Annotated in this window: 13 protein-coding genes; 10 read left to right on the plus strand and 3 right to left on the minus strand. The window is 73.3% G+C overall.

The window, feature by feature from the left end; translation table 11 throughout:
- The first annotated feature begins 12 nt into the window (after positions 1–12).
- From QUV83_RS06320 to QUV83_RS06330, 3 genes are read left to right on the plus strand one after another with little or no spacing between them, the layout of a single operon-like run.
- Positions 13–1,062 carry a FecCD family ABC transporter permease gene (locus QUV83_RS06320; RefSeq protein WP_289563350.1) on the plus strand — a complete coding sequence of 350 codons (1,050 nt, stop codon included), beginning with the start codon at positions 13–15 and terminating at the stop codon, positions 1,060–1,062.
- On the plus strand, positions 1,059–2,129 hold the full coding sequence (locus tag QUV83_RS06325) for a FecCD family ABC transporter permease (RefSeq protein ID WP_289563351.1): 1,071 nt from the start codon (positions 1,059–1,061) through the stop codon (positions 2,127–2,129). Before QUV83_RS06320 ends, QUV83_RS06325 begins: the two co-directional genes overlap by 4 nt.
- Positions 2,126–2,998 (plus strand): ABC transporter ATP-binding protein, encoded by an 873-nt coding sequence (locus QUV83_RS06330; protein ID WP_436231890.1) that lies wholly within the window; start codon positions 2,126–2,128, stop codon positions 2,996–2,998. The genes QUV83_RS06325 and QUV83_RS06330 overlap by 4 nt, the downstream gene beginning before the upstream one ends.
- Before the next feature lie 51 nt (positions 2,999–3,049).
- Here the strand turns inward: QUV83_RS06330 and QUV83_RS06335 are convergent, their stop codons facing one another.
- On the minus strand, positions 3,050–4,441 hold the full coding sequence (locus tag QUV83_RS06335; RefSeq protein WP_289563352.1) for a M14 family zinc carboxypeptidase: 1,392 nt from the start codon (positions 4,439–4,441) through the stop codon (positions 3,050–3,052).
- Positions 4,442–4,581: 140 nt separating this feature from the next.
- Between QUV83_RS06335 and QUV83_RS06340 the strand changes: the two genes are divergently transcribed.
- The 6 genes from QUV83_RS06340 to QUV83_RS06365 are packed head-to-tail and all read left to right on the plus strand — an operon-like array spanning position 4,582 to position 9,017.
- On the plus strand, positions 4,582–5,112 hold the full coding sequence (locus tag QUV83_RS06340) for a toxin-antitoxin system HicB family antitoxin (RefSeq protein ID WP_289563353.1): 531 nt from the start codon (positions 4,582–4,584) through the stop codon (positions 5,110–5,112).
- A gap of 47 nt (positions 5,113–5,159) precedes the next feature.
- Positions 5,160–6,002, plus strand: a complete 843-nt coding sequence (locus QUV83_RS06345; protein WP_289563354.1) for a DUF4097 family beta strand repeat-containing protein — start codon at positions 5,160–5,162, stop codon at positions 6,000–6,002.
- Positions 6,003–6,057: 55 nt separating this feature from the next.
- Positions 6,058–6,831: an ABC transporter ATP-binding protein gene (locus tag QUV83_RS06350; protein ID WP_289563355.1), complete on the plus strand. Its 774-nt coding sequence runs from the start codon at positions 6,058–6,060 to the stop codon at positions 6,829–6,831.
- Positions 6,831–7,664, plus strand: a complete 834-nt coding sequence (locus tag QUV83_RS06355) for an ABC transporter permease (RefSeq protein WP_289563356.1) — start codon at positions 6,831–6,833, stop codon at positions 7,662–7,664. Before QUV83_RS06350 ends, QUV83_RS06355 begins: the two co-directional genes overlap by 1 nt.
- 55 nt (positions 7,665–7,719) lie before the next feature.
- A complete protein-coding gene (locus QUV83_RS06360) occupies positions 7,720–8,049 on the plus strand; it encodes a PadR family transcriptional regulator (protein ID WP_289563357.1) in 330 nt (109 codons plus the stop codon).
- Positions 8,050–8,063: 14 nt separating this feature from the next.
- Entirely contained in the window at positions 8,064–9,017 is a 954-nt protein-coding gene (locus tag QUV83_RS06365; RefSeq protein WP_289563358.1) for a permease prefix domain 1-containing protein, read from the plus strand.
- A gap of 460 nt (positions 9,018–9,477) precedes the next feature.
- Here QUV83_RS06365 and QUV83_RS06370 read toward each other — a convergent pair whose 3' ends face one another.
- Positions 9,478–10,383: an alpha/beta fold hydrolase gene (locus tag QUV83_RS06370; protein ID WP_289563359.1), complete on the minus strand. Its 906-nt coding sequence runs from the start codon at positions 10,381–10,383 to the stop codon at positions 9,478–9,480.
- Positions 10,376–11,401, minus strand: a complete 1,026-nt coding sequence (locus tag QUV83_RS06375) for an NADP-dependent oxidoreductase (RefSeq protein WP_289563360.1) — start codon at positions 11,399–11,401, stop codon at positions 10,376–10,378. Before QUV83_RS06375 ends, QUV83_RS06370 begins: the two co-directional genes overlap by 8 nt.
- A gap of 108 nt (positions 11,402–11,509) precedes the next feature.
- On the opposite strand from QUV83_RS06375, the gene QUV83_RS06380 reads away from it, so the two are divergent.
- A complete protein-coding gene (locus tag QUV83_RS06380) occupies positions 11,510–11,917 on the plus strand; it encodes a winged helix-turn-helix transcriptional regulator (RefSeq protein WP_289563361.1) in 408 nt (135 codons plus the stop codon).
- Positions 11,918–12,112 lie beyond the last annotated feature (195 nt).

Genomic DNA, 12,112 nt, shown 5'->3' on the forward strand with positions numbered 1-12,112 from the left:
AGGTCGCCCCGTATGACCGTCGTCGACAGCACGACAGCGCGAGCCCCGCACGTCACCGACGTGCGGGGCTCCCGCGCGCGCTCGTGGCGGCTCGGCGCCGGCCTCGTGGCGGCGGTGGCCCTGCTGGTGCTCGTCGCCGGGCTGAGCATCGCGGTGGGCTCCAAGTCCGTCCCGCTGGGCGACGTGTGGCAGGCGCTGCGCTTCCCCGACGACTCCTACGCCTCGGCGGTCGTGGACTCGCGCATCCCGCGCACCCTGCTCGGCCTGCTCGTCGGGGCCGCGCTCGCCGTGGCGGGCGCCGTCATCCAGGGCATCACCCGCAACCCGCTGGGCGATCCGGGGCTGCTCGGCGTGAACGCGGGCGCCGCGGCGTCAGTGGTCGTCGTCACCGCGATCGCGGGCACTGGCGCCGGTGGGACGGTGTGGGCGGCGATCCCGGGCGCCGTGCTGGCGGCCATCGCGGTGTACGCCATCGGCGCCAGCGGGCGCGGGCCCACGGCGGTGCGGCTCATCCTCGCGGGCGCGGCCATCACCGCGGTGCTGGTGGCCCTCGTCGAGGCGATCTCGCTGGCCAACCCCGAAGTCTTCGACTCCTACCGGCACTGGGTGGTCGGCTCCCTCGCGGGCCGGCCGCTCTCCGCGGTGGACGAGGTGCTGCCCGTCATCCTGGTGGCCCTCGTGATCGCGCTGCTGCTGTCCCGGGCCCTGAACGCGCTCGCGCTCGGCGACGAGGCCGCCACGTCGCTGGGCCTGCGGGCGGGCCGCACGCGGCTCGTCGGCGGCGCCGTCGCGACAGTCCTCACCGCCGCCTCGGTGGCGGCCGTCGGGCCGATCGCCTTCGTCGGGCTGGCCGTGCCGCACGTCGTCCGGGGCTTCACCGGCTCCGACCACCGCTGGCTGCTGCCGTACTGCGTGGTGCTGGGGCCCGTGCTGATACTGGGCGCCGACATCCTGGGCCGGGTGGCCGCCCGCCCCGGCGAGCTGATGGTGGGCGCCGTGACCGCGTTCCTCGGCGCCCCGTTCCTCATCGCGGCCGTGCGCCGACGGGGGGCCGCGCTGTGAGCGCCCCCACGCTGACCCGGCCGGACGGCGCCGAGGCGCGCGTCCCGGTGCTGTCCCTCGGGCCGCTCGGCGCGCTGCACTGGAAGGGCCGGGCTGTGCTCGTCTGTGTGGCGATGCTGGCGCTGGCGGTGGTCGCGGCGCTGCTCACGCTGACGATCGGCGAGCTCGGCATCCCTCTGCGGGAGCTGCCGGACGTGCTCACGGGGAATGGCACGCGGGCGCAGGAGTGGGTGCTGCGCACCAACCGGCTGCCCCGCCTGCTCGTGGGCGCCCTGGCCGGGGCGGCGTTCGGGGTGGCCGGCTCGATCTTCCAGAGCGTCACCCGCAACCCGCTCGGCAGCCCCGACGTGATCGGGCTCGGCGCCGGGGCGGCCGCGGGCGCCGCCGCCGCGTCGTTGGTGTGGCCGGGCTTCGTGCCCGCGAGCGTGGGGGCGCTGGCCGGCGCCGGCATCGCGATCGGCGCGGTGTACGTCGGCTCGGGGCGCGGCTTCGCGGCGCCGTACCGGATGGTCGTCACGGGCATCGCCATCGGCGCCATGGCCCTGGCGTTCGTGCAGCTCGCGTTGGCGCGGGCCACCCGCGAGGACGCGTTCGCGATGGCCGCGTGGCTCAATGGCTCGCTGGCCTCGCGCCGGTGGAGCGACGTCACGCTCATCGCCCTGGCGCTGCTCGTGCTGATCCCCGCCGCGCTGCTGCTGACCCGGCGACTGCAGCTCGTGGAGATGGGCGACGACGCCGCCATCGGCCTGGGCGTCGACCCCACCCGGACCCGCAACCTCGCCGTGGGCGTCGCCGTGCTGCTGACCTCGGCCGCCGTCACCGTCAGCGGTCCCGTCGCGTTCGTGGCGCTGACCGCGCCGCAGATCGCCCGCCGCCTGACCCGGTCCTCCGGGCCGGGCATGGTCGCCGCGGCCTGCACCGGCGCCACCGTGCTGGTGGTCGCCGACCTGCTGGCCCAGCGCCTGCCGTTCGGCGTGCAGTACCCCGTCGGGGTGGTGACCGCCGCGCTTGGCGGCGTCTACCTGGCGATCCTGTTGATCCGCGAGTGGAGAAGGGGTGCGGTGTGACCTCCGTGACCAGCTCGACCTCAGTCCCGACGCACACCACGGGCGGCGCCCACCCGGCCGCCGCGTTCGCCGAGCCGCCGCTGCGCGCCGAGGGGCTGACCCTCGCGTACGACAAGACCGTCGTGGTCGAGGATCTGTCGGTGTCGGTGCCGCGCGAGTCGTTCACCGTGATCATCGGCCCCAACGGCTGCGGCAAGTCCACCCTGCTGCGCGCCCTGGCCCGCACGCTCGTCCCGCGCTCCGGCCGGGTGCTGCTCGATGGCGCCCCCATCTCCGGGCTGCGCACCAAGCAGGTGGCCAAGCGCATCGCGTTGCTGCCGCAGAGCCCGCTCGCCCCCGAGGCCATCACCGTGGGCGACCTCGTGGCCCGCGGCCGCTACCCGCACCAGGGCCTGCTGCGGCAGTGGTCCGCCGCCGACGAGGTCGCCGTCCGGGATGCCCTGGAGGCCACCGAGGTCACCAACCTGCGTGAGCGGCTGGTCAGCGAGCTCTCCGGCGGGCAGCGCCAGCGGGTGTGGCTCGCGATGGCCCTGGCCCAGCAGACCGACCTGCTGCTGCTCGACGAGCCCACCACGTTCCTCGACATCGCCCACCAGCTCGAGGTGATGGACCTGTGCGCGCACCTGCACGAGCAGGGCCGCACCCTCGTGGCGGTGTTGCACGACATCAACCAGGCGGCCCGCTACGCCACGCACCTCATCGCGATGAAGGGCGGCGCCGTGGTCGCGCAGGGCGACCCGCAGGAGGTCATCACCGCCGAGCGCATGGCCGACGTCTTCGGGCTCGCGTGCCGCGTGGTGCCCGACCCGGAGACGGGCACGCCGATGGTGGTGCCGGCCCGGCGCGGCGGGCACATCCGCCACGCCTGACGCCGACGCGCTCCGCCTGGGCCGGCCAGTCCCGGTCGGCGCCAGCCCGGCTCAGCGCGTGTCGTTGTCGACCAGGCAGCGGGCCATCGCCAGGGTGGCGCCGAGCTGCACGCCGACCAGCCGGGCGATGTCGAGCGTCGCCAGGCCCTCGACCCGGTCGGCCTCCGCGGCCCACCCGTCCACGATGCGCGCCAGCCGCTGGCGCAGGCGCCGCACCCGCACCGTCGCCACCCCCGCGGTGACCTCGGCGTCGAGGGCGCGGAGCAGCACGCAGCCGTTGCGGAGCCGGAAGCTGTGCACCACGTCGGCGTTGCTGAACACCTCGGCGGCCGTCGCGGGCCTGTCCGCCTCCGGTCGCGCCGCCCGGTCGCGCTCGTGCTCGCCCATGGACGCGATGAGCGGGATGAACGCCTCGCTGGCCCGCAGGAACGGGCTGCGGATCGTGAGGTCGTCGGCGGCCTCGGCGAGGATGCCGCCGAGCGCCTCCCCGAGGTCGAGCAGGCCTGCGGCCTTGGCGGCGACGGCGTCGCGGTAGGACGTCGCGGTGGGGGTGGTGTCGCCGGCGGCGGGGTGGGACCAGTAGGGCAGCTCGGCGACGAGCGTGAGCGTGCCGTGCCGGGCCGCGTAGGCGGCCGAGGAGTCGCCCCCCACGAACGCCGCAGCGTCCAGGCCCAGGCTCTCCAGGTAGTCGTACTGGTCCGCCATCGCCATGGAGCGGTACACCCCGGGGGCATGGGGGCGCACCGACGGGGACTCGGCCTCGCCTGTGTCGAGCGGCAGCCCCAGCGCGGCCGGCACGGCGTGCAGGGCCTCGACGGCGCCGGGGATCGCCTCCGTGAGGTAGTAGTAGACGCCGCCCATCTCGGAGTTGTGCAGGGAGACCATGAGGTCCGGGCGCAGCTCGTCGATGACGCGCATCAGCGCCTGCGTCTCGGGGAGCACCGCGTCGAACCAGGCGTCCTTGTGGGCGAAGGGGAAGGTCCACTCGACCTGCTCGTCGGGCGCGGGGCGGTAGAACCTGCGGGCGTACTCGGTGCGGCTCGTGGGCTCCGCGAACCAGCCCTCGTTGAGCCGGGTCCCGTCGGGGTCGATGCAGGGCACCAGGTGCCAGGTCGCGTCGAGCCGCTCGCGGAGCGCGTCGTCCTCACACAGCAGCCGCGCCAGGTGCTCCAGGGTGCGGAAGCCCACCGGCTCATTGGGGTGCACGCCGGCGAACATCAGGTGCTGGCGGCGGCCGTGCCCGATGCTCACCATCGGGATGGGCTCGCCGAGCCGTGAGGTGCCGATGCGGCGCGACGACGCCAGGCCGGGATGGCGGGCCACCAGGGCGTCGAAGGACGCGAGGAGCGCGTCGACGGCGGGGAAGTCGCGGATCGGCGGCACCTGGCGGGCGAGCCGCACAGCGTCGGCCCAGGGCTGGGCGGATGCGTCGGTGGGGGTCATGAGGCGGAGCCGGTCATGGGTCGATCATCGGCCATGGCGTATGAGGCCAGGGCCCGCGACAGGCTCGCGGCCCGAGGGGCGGCAGCACATGACGCCACTTCCCCCTTGTTGTGACACCATAATGGTGTCACCATGGCGTCATGGACCTCACGCACTACGTCGACGACCTCCAGCACCGACTCGTCACAGCGGCCGACGCCGCAGGCGACGATGCCCGGCAGCTCGCCCAGCGGCTGACCGCGCCGCTCGACGCCGCCGTGCGCCTCGTCCTGCTCGACGCGCTCTCGGCAGCGGCCGGCGAGATCTCCGCCGAGCTGGCGCCCGGCTCGGTCGATGTGCGCTTGCGCGGCGGCGATCCCGAGTTCGTCGTCGCGGCGCCTCCGGTCGTCCCCGAGCCCGCCGGGTCGGCGGCGCCCGCGCTGCCCCCGGTCGCGCTGCCCCTGCCGGATGCCGACGCCGACGCGGGCGCCACCAGCCGCACCACCCTGCGCCTGCCCGACCACCTCAAGGCGCAGGTCGAGGTCGCCGCCGCCCGCGAGGGCCTGTCGGTCAACACCTGGCTCGTGCGGGCGGTCGCCGCCGCGCTCGAGCAGCCCGCAGGCCGCCCGTTGCCACCGGCCGGCCCGCAGCAGCGCGGCGGCGCGAACCGCCTCACCGGCTGGGTGCGCTGAGCGCCCGCCCGCCACGACACCGCGACGACACCACTCTGGAGCCAAGAATGCCGACCTTCCCCGCACCCCAACCCGTCCCGGTCATCGTGGACGTGCCCTTCGGCAACCTGCACGTCGTCGCCGGGGAGCGTGAGGACATCGTCGTCACGGTCCTGCCCGCCGACCCGGCCAAGTCCGGCTCCGTCCGCGCCGCCGAGGAGACCCGTGTCGAACGCGAGGGCGACGCCGTGACCATCACCTACCCGTCCGCGTGGAAGCAGTACGTCCGCCCGTTCGCGTCGGGCTCCGCCCTGGTCACCATTGAGCTCCCCGCCGGCTCGGACCTGAGCGGCAAGGCCGGCACGCTGTTCGCGGAGGGCAGGCTCGGCGACGTCAGCCTCACCCTCAACGGCGGCGAGGCCCGGATCGAGGAGGCCGCGCGCCTCGACCTCAAGGTCTCGGCCGGGGATGTCGTCGTCGGGCGCGTCACCGGCCCGGTGGTCATCAAGGCGAGCGCCGGCGCCGTGCGCATCACCGAGGTCGCCGGCGACGGCACGATCAAGGCCAGCAACGGCGCCACCGCCATCGGCGACGTCACGGGCTCCGTGGAGGTCGTGGGCGCCCACGCCGAGATCGCCGTGGGCCGCGTGCGCGGCGCCCTCACCGCCAAGTCCGCCCACGCAGGCATCCGCGTCGCCAACGTCGAGTCCGGCACTGTCACGCTCGCCACGGGCTACGGCGCCATCGAGATCGGCGTGCCGGAGGGCACCGCGGCCTGGCTGGACGTCACCTCGGAGCATGGCGCCGTCCGCAACCAGCTCACACCCACCGACGGCCCCACCGACGGCGAGGCCACCGCCGAGATCCATGCCAGCACCGCCTACGGCGACATCATCGTCCGCCGCCCCTGACGGACGCCCCAGAGCCGCACCCCAAGCGCCCGAGCACTGCGAGAAGGAGACCACCATGACCAGCGACCTCGCTATCGACGTGCGCGGCCTGCGCAAGTCCTTCGGTGACCAGACGGTGCTCGACGGCGTGGACCTCGCCGTCCGGGCCGGCTCCATCACCGCGCTGCTCGGCCCCAACGGCGCCGGCAAGACCACGATCGTGGGCTTGCTGTCCACACTGCTCAAGATCGACGCCGGCACGGCCCGGGTCGCCGGGCACGATGTCGTCGCGCAGCCCGAGGCGGTGCGCGCCGCCATCGGCGTCACCGGCCAGACATCGGCCGTCGACGACCTGCTCACCGGGGTGGAGAACCTGCGCCTCATGGCCTCGCTGCACCACCTGGGCCGCCGGCCAGGGCGTGAGCGCGTCGACGCGCTGCTCGCGCAGTTCGGCCTCACCGACGCCGCCCGCAAACCGGTGTCGACCTGGTCGGGCGGCATGCGGCGCAAGCTCGACCTGGCGATGACGCTCGTCGGCAACCCCGCCGTCGTCTTCCTCGACGAGCCCACCACGGGCCTGGACCCGCGCAGCCGCCGCACCCTGTGGGACGAGGTGCGCGCCCTCGCGGCGGCGGGCACGACGATCCTGCTCACCACGCAGTACCTCGAGGAGGCCGACCGGCTCGCCGACCGCGTCGCCGTGCTCGACGGCGGGCGCATCGTCGCCGAGGGCACGTCCGTCGAGCTCAAGTCCGCGCATGACGCGGGCTCGCTCGACGACGTGTTCCTGCGCCTCACCGAGCCCGCCGCCGAACTGCCCGCCGAGACCGCACCGAAGGAGCTGGCCTGATGACCACCGTCACGATCGCGCCCACCGGGGCCGCCTCGGGCGCCCGCCCACTGGCCGACACTGCCGCCATGCTGCGCCGCAACCTGCTACGCGCGGTGCGGTACCCGGGTCTGACGAGCTTCACCGTCGCCATCCCGGTCATCCTGCTGCTGTTGTTCGTCTTCGTGTTCGGCGGGGCCTTCGGCGCCGGGGTGGCGCCTGGTGTGACTCCCGGCGCGGATGGGCGGGCGGCCTACCTGGACTACATCACCCCGGCCATCCTGCTGTTCGCTGTGGTGGGCGCGGCGCAGAGCGTGGCGATCTCCGCCTCGATGGACGCCACCAGCGGCATCATGGCCCGGTTCAAGACGATGGCCATCTCGCCCGGCTCGGTGCTGGGCGGGCCGGTGCTGGGCACCGTGGTCCAGGCGCTCATCGCCGTCGTCGTGGTGCTCGGCCTGGCGATGGCGCTCGGCTACCGGCCGGACGCCGGGCCGGCGGGCTGGCTGGCGCTGGCCGGGCTCGTCGCGCTGGTGGCCTTCGCCTTCAGCTGGCTCTGCGTGGCGATGGGGCTCTCGGCCAAGTCGGTGGAGACGGCCTCGAACACCCCGATGATCCTCACGGCGCTGCCGTTCCTGGGCAGCGGATTCGTTCCGGTGGAGACCATGCCGGCGGGGGTGCGCTGGTTCGCCGAGTACCAGCCGCTCACCCCGATCATCGAGACGACGCGCGCGCTGCTCACCGGCGCCGCCCTGGATGGGGCGACGACGGCGCTGACGCTGGGGTGGTGCGTGGTCATCACCGGCCTGGGGTATGCCTGGGCCCGGTCGCTGTACCGCCGCGAGCGCCGCTGAGCCGTCTGACCCGGGCTACTGGCAATAGTGTGTGACACACACTAATGTCGTCGACATGGGTGAGCCAGGGGGTTTCGAGACGCACCGCCAAGAACTGCGTCGCGGCACCGTGGTGCTCGCGTGCCTGCGGATCCTGCGCACACCCGGATACGGCTACGGGCTGCTCGAAGACCTCTCCGCGCGCGGCTTCGAGATCGACGCGAGCACCCTGTACCCCCTGCTGCGCCGACTCGAGAAGCAGGGCTGCCTGACCAGCGAGTGGGACACCGGAGAGGCCCGGCCGCGCAAGTTCTACCGCACCTCCGCAGCGGGGGACCGCCTCGCCGACACCCTGACCGCCGAATGGCGCGCCCTGGCCCAGGCCATCGACGCGCTGGCTGGCTGACCCGGAGAGCCGAGATGACCCCCGAGCCGATCACCCACGACGCGTACACCGACCGCTACGTCGAGGCGGCGACGGCATCGCTGCCCGCCGACCAGCGCGCCGACCACGCCGACGAGTTGCGATCGTCCATCCGCGACCAGATCGACGCCCGCGTCGAGCAAGGCGACGAGCCAGCCGCCGCCGAGGTGGCGGTGCTCAACAGCCTCGGCGACCCAGCCGTCCTCGCCGCTGGCTACGCCGCCCAGCCGCTGCGCCTGCTCGGCCCGCGGTGGTACCCGACGTGGCGGCGAGTCCTGCGGGTCATCCTCTGGAGCACCCTGCCATTCGTGGCGCTGGGGGTGGCGATCAGCCTTGTCGTCGAGGGCAAGCCCTTCTGGCCGGCCGTCGGGCAGGTGGCCGGCATCACGCTCACCACGGCAGCCTGGATCTTCACCATCACCACGCTCGTCTTCGTCAGGCTGGACCGGGCCGACGCGCCCGTGGGGCCGTGGACGGTCGACTCCCTCCCGGCCCGCGACCCGCATGAGGGGATCCCGTCCGGCCGTGCCGAGCGGGCCGTGGGCATCGTCGCGGTGGCCCTGGCCGTGATCGGCCTCGTCGTCGCCACCATCCCGTGGGACGTCCCAGAGGCCGGGCGGATGTCAGTGCTGGACCCGGCGCTGCTGCCCTGGAGCGTGATCCTCGGCCTGGCGCTCGTCATCGCCGGGGCGCTCGTCACCGCACGGGCGCGGGCGCTCGGGCGGTGGACCACCGGCGCCGCCGCACTGAACGCGGTGATCGCGACGGTGTGGGCGGTGCTCGTCATCGGCCTGACGGCGGGCGGGCGGCTCTTCGACCCGGCCTTCGTCGACTTCCTCGGCCTCGACCTCGACGCGCAGCGGGTGAGCGCGGTGTGCTTGGTGGCGGGCGTGGTCGCGCTCGCCGGATGGGCGATCGTGGACGGGTTCCGCAGGGCCCGCCGCCGCTGAGTGCCCGGAGGCCACCTGGCCAGCAGCATCCTGCGTGTGCTTGGGGTCGAGCTCGAACTCAGCCCCGCCACCGACCTCGACGCCGTCAGGGCCGGGCGGTATGCCCTGGGTGACGACGTCGAGCTCACTCCCGGGGCTGGTGACTGGCTTGAGCGTTGGCAGCGCATCAGGATCGTCGGCCCTGAGCGGCGTGCGTTGCCCGGACGCCGTGCCGACGTCGCTTTCCGCGCCGCGCGTCTGGCCCGGCTGACCTCCCGGCCGGGCGCTGTCGACTACACGCCCCGCGTGTGGGCGGGGTCGTGGTCGCTGACATCACCCAGGTCGTCATCGATTCGCCCGAAGCGCAGAAGGTTGTGAATCACAGCGCTAGTTGGCGGTGTTCCGGCAGAGGTCCTTGACGGGGCCTCATGCGCTCGGCGCCTGATCGCCGAGGTTGTTCTGGTGCACGGGAGGGCTGGGGTCAGGCGTCGAGGTGCGCCAGGAGCGTGGGGATGAAGTGGCGATGGTGGTGGAAGACGCCGCCGTGGCCTGATTCCGGGTAGATGACGAGGGTGCTGTCGGGGATGCGGGCGTGCATGTCGCGGGACAGTGCGGTGGGGACCATGCGGTCGTGGTCGCCGTTGGCGATCAGCGTCGGCGCCGTGATCACGGCAAGGTCCTGCGGCTGCTGGCGGCCCCAGGCCTTGATGCTGGTGATCTGGCGACGGAATGCGGTCAGGGTGATGGGGTCGTTGCGGTCCATCACGCGTTCGCGGATCCTTGCGAGGTAGTCCTTCGCGGCGGCCTTACCTGCGGGCGTGCGGGGGAAGAAGAGGAGCTCTTTGACGTCGGTGCGGGCGAGCGCGGCGCGGACCATGTCGACGTAGATGTAGGCGGCGCCGGTGGGGTGGTCGATCCCGGCGCCGCCCGCTGGCCCGGTGCCGGTGAGGACGAGTCTCCGCACGAGTCCGGGATCGTCGAGGGCGACTTGTTGCGCGACGAACCCGCCGAGCGAGAAGCCGAGCAGGTCGATCCTGGTGAGGCCGAGCGCAGCGACGAACGCGCGCGCGGCGTCGGCCATGCCCTGGACGGTCAGGGGGACGGCGCCGGTCGATCCGCCCACTCCGGGTAGGTCCACGGCGATGACGCGGCGACCGGCGGCCAGGGCGTCGACGACGCGCGGGTCCCACTCGTCGAGGGTGGCGCTCAGGTGGGTGAGGAGTAGGACCGGTGTCCCTGCGTTGGCGCCGAGCTCGCGGTAGGCGAGGGTGTTGCCGGCGACGCCCAGGTGGAGGGTGGGGGCGGTGACCCAGGTCGTGGCGCGTGCTGCGCCGCCGACGGTCTCGCGGGTGCGATGGCTCGTCGGGATGGCGGGTGTGTCAGGCATGGTTGGCGCCCTCCGCGGGGGTCGTGGTGACGAGGATCTTGCCGCGAGTTCGACCAGCGAGGAGTTGGTCGAGTGCGGCCAGGGTGTCGTCAAACGGCAGGACGCGGTCGACGACCGGACGCAGGACGCCGTCATCGACGAGCCCGGCAGTCGCGGCCAGGGCTTCGCCGTCGGGCTGGATGAACAGGAATCGGTAGCGCACGCCGAGGCGCCGGGCCTGCCGCCGCAGGCGGAGGCTGAGGACGGCGAGTACGGCCTTGACGACCCGTCCCGCGCCGGCTTGATCGGCCAGGTGCGGGTCGGGCGTCCCGGCGATGCCGACGACGAGGCCGCCGCGACGCAGGACGCGGAGGGAGCGGGTGGTGATGTCGCCGCCCTGGGTGTCGACAACGATGTCGACGGGGGTGTCGGCGAGCCGGTCGACGAAGTCCTCGCTGCGGTAGTCGATGACAATCTCGGCGCCCAGAGCTCTGACGGCGGCGGCGCTATCGGCCGATGCAGTCGTGGCGACGGTGGCGCCCAGGTGCTTGGCGAGCTGGATCACGGCCGAGCCGACCCCACCGGCCCCGCCGTGCACGAGGACGGTCTGCCCCGGCTGGATCTGACCGAGGGTGACGAGCGCCTGCCATGCGGTCAGGGCGACGACGGGCAGGGCAGCGGCGTCGACGAGAGGGATGCTCGACGGGGCGGGCGCCAGGGCGGCGGCGTCGACGGCGACGACCTCGGCCCAGGTGCCCATTCCCACGACGCCCGTGTAGCCGTACACCCGGTCACCGGGGCCGAAGCCGGTCACGCCCTCGCCGACGGCGATGACCTCGCCGGAGAGTTCTCCACCCATGACCTTGGGCAGGTCGAGGGGGAAGACGGCCTTGAACTCGCCGGTGCGGGTGCGCTCGTCGGCGTGATTGACCCCGGACGCGGCCATCCGCACAAGGACCTCGTGCGGGGCGGGCGTCGGCTCGGGCATCTCGACCGCCCGGAGCGGCTTTCCGTACGTCTCCAGGATGAAGGCCTGCATCGTGCCTCCTCGGGCCGACCGATGCCAGCCAAGTAGTTGCATTGTGTTACTGCTCGATTCCAGCGTAGGGTGAGTGATCACGAAGTGCAACTACCCGGATGGAGGGCGATGATCTCCGAACCGCGATCGTCGTGCCCGATCAATCGCAGCCTGGAACTGCTCGGCGATCGGTGGAGCCTGCTGATCTTGCGTGACATCGCCTTGCACGACCGGCGGTCCTTCCGCGAACTGCTCACCGGCAGTCAGGAGGGCATCAGTGCGCCTGTCTTGTCACGCCGCCTGGCCGACCTCGTCGATCAGGGCCTCCTGACGAAGGCCGAGACCACCCGTGGCAAGCAGGGCAGATACTCGCTCACTGAACGCGGACTGGCGACGATGCCGCTGCTCGTCGAGCTCGCACACCTGGGAGGGCGACTCGACCCTTCCACCCGCGCCCATGCGCCCGACATCGGCGATGCCCCCAGCGCGATCGAAGCGGCCGTCTCCGCCCTGCGCGCGGCGCACATCGGCGCCTGACGCGCGGCAGCGTCTGTGCCGGCCATACAGAGCAACGGATCGATCACAGCTGATCGAACGCATCCAGAAGGCATCTGAGGTGGCCCGCATCATGGATCGGGAGTCGACACAGCTTGGGCCCACGCGTGTGCCGCAGCTGGTTGTCCCCGAGGTGAAGAAGAGGCGCAAGAAACAGAGTCAGCCGGACGGCGCGGC

Origin of the sequence: Cellulomonas cellasea (assembly GCF_030372105.1) — a bacterium.
In the GTDB taxonomy this organism is placed as follows: Bacteria; Actinomycetota; Actinomycetes; order Actinomycetales; family Cellulomonadaceae; genus Cellulomonas_A; species Cellulomonas_A cellasea_A.

Excerpts from the sequence above, each read along its gene's own strand:
- QUV83_RS06320 (WP_289563350.1), top strand. The coding sequence starts at position 13 with ATGACCGTCGTCGACAGCACGACAGCGCGAGCCCCGCACGTCACCGAC.
- QUV83_RS06335 (WP_289563352.1), bottom strand. The coding sequence starts at position 4,441 with ATGACCCCCACCGACGCATCCGCCCAGCCCTGGGCCGACGCTGTGCGG.
- QUV83_RS06340 (WP_289563353.1), top strand. The coding sequence starts at position 4,582 with ATGGACCTCACGCACTACGTCGACGACCTCCAGCACCGACTCGTCACA.
- QUV83_RS06345 (WP_289563354.1), top strand. The coding sequence starts at position 5,160 with ATGCCGACCTTCCCCGCACCCCAACCCGTCCCGGTCATCGTGGACGTG.
- QUV83_RS06350 (WP_289563355.1), top strand. The coding sequence starts at position 6,058 with ATGACCAGCGACCTCGCTATCGACGTGCGCGGCCTGCGCAAGTCCTTC.
- QUV83_RS06355 (WP_289563356.1), top strand. The coding sequence starts at position 6,831 with ATGACCACCGTCACGATCGCGCCCACCGGGGCCGCCTCGGGCGCCCGC.
- QUV83_RS06360 (WP_289563357.1), top strand. The coding sequence starts at position 7,720 with ATGGGTGAGCCAGGGGGTTTCGAGACGCACCGCCAAGAACTGCGTCGC.
- QUV83_RS06365 (WP_289563358.1), top strand. The coding sequence starts at position 8,064 with ATGACCCCCGAGCCGATCACCCACGACGCGTACACCGACCGCTACGTC.
- QUV83_RS06370 (WP_289563359.1), bottom strand. The coding sequence starts at position 10,383 with ATGCCTGACACACCCGCCATCCCGACGAGCCATCGCACCCGCGAGACC.
- QUV83_RS06375 (WP_289563360.1), bottom strand. The coding sequence starts at position 11,401 with ATGCAGGCCTTCATCCTGGAGACGTACGGAAAGCCGCTCCGGGCGGTC.
- QUV83_RS06380 (WP_289563361.1), top strand. The coding sequence starts at position 11,510 with ATGATCTCCGAACCGCGATCGTCGTGCCCGATCAATCGCAGCCTGGAA.